1 protein-coding gene and 1 pseudogene are annotated in these 885 nt (G+C 67.8%); both read left to right on the top strand.

Annotated elements, in window-relative coordinates:
* The first annotated feature begins 171 nt into the window (after positions 1–171).
* A complete protein-coding gene (locus ABTU92_RS29700) occupies positions 172–453 on the top strand; it encodes a hypothetical protein (protein WP_408095133.1) in 282 nt (93 codons plus the stop codon).
* A 55-nt stretch (positions 454–508) separates the two neighbouring features.
* Positions 509–885 (top strand): annotated as a pseudogene (locus ABTU92_RS29695) (glucosidase); the annotation flags it as partial.

Genomic DNA, 885 nt, shown 5'->3' with positions numbered 1-885 from the left:
CCGCCTACGAGTGGAACTTCTCCGACGTCAATCCGCCCGTGCACGGCATGGCGGCCCTGAAGGCGTTCCGGGCCGAGCGGGTCCAGCGCGGCCGCGGCGACCACGGCTTTCTCGAGCGCGTGTCTGAACTACGCGTGGTGGATCAACCGCAAGGACGCCGACGGTCACAACGTGTTCGAAGGCGGCTTTCTCGGCCTCGACAACATCTCGGTGTTCGATCGCTCGATGCGGCTGCCGGACGGCTACCGGCTCAAGCAGGCCGATGCCACCGGCTGGATGGCGATGTTCGCCCTCAACATGACGGTGATCGCGCTCGAGCTCACGCACGAGAATCCGAACTACGAGGGTGTCGCGATCCAGACCTACGAGCAATTCCTGGCGATCGCCGACGCCCTCGCCGGCCACGCGAGCGGGGCTCGGCCGCTGTGGGATGCGGAGGACGGCTTCTTCTAGGATTGGCTGATCATCGGTGCGGGTGAGCAGCTGGCGGCGTCTCGGCGGCTGTTCGATGGTCGGCCTGATCCCGCTGTTCGCCGTCGCCGTCATCGACGAGGCGACGCTCGCGCGCGTGCCGAAGTTCACCAACCGCATGGAATGGTTCCTGAAGCACCGGCCGGAGATCGCCGCCCTGGTGTCGTTCCCGGACGAGACGGGCGCCGGCGGCACCCGGCTGCTGGCGATCGCCCGGGCGTTCCGCATGAAGCGGGTGCTGGCGCGCATGCTGGACGAACGCGAGTTCCTGTCGGATTTCGGCGTGCGGGCGATCTCGCGGGTGTATCGCGACCAGCCCTACGAGTTCAGCTGCGGCGGCTACCAGGCCGAGGTGCGCTACATGCCGGCCGAGTCGGACAGCGACCTGTTCGGCGGCAACTCCAACTGGCGCGG

It is taken from the genome of Rhodoplanes sp. SY1, from assembly GCF_046000175.1.
In the GTDB taxonomy this organism is placed as follows: Bacteria; Pseudomonadota; Alphaproteobacteria; order Rhizobiales; family Xanthobacteraceae; genus Rhodoplanes.
This window is presented reverse-complemented; position numbering and strand designations above follow the sequence as displayed.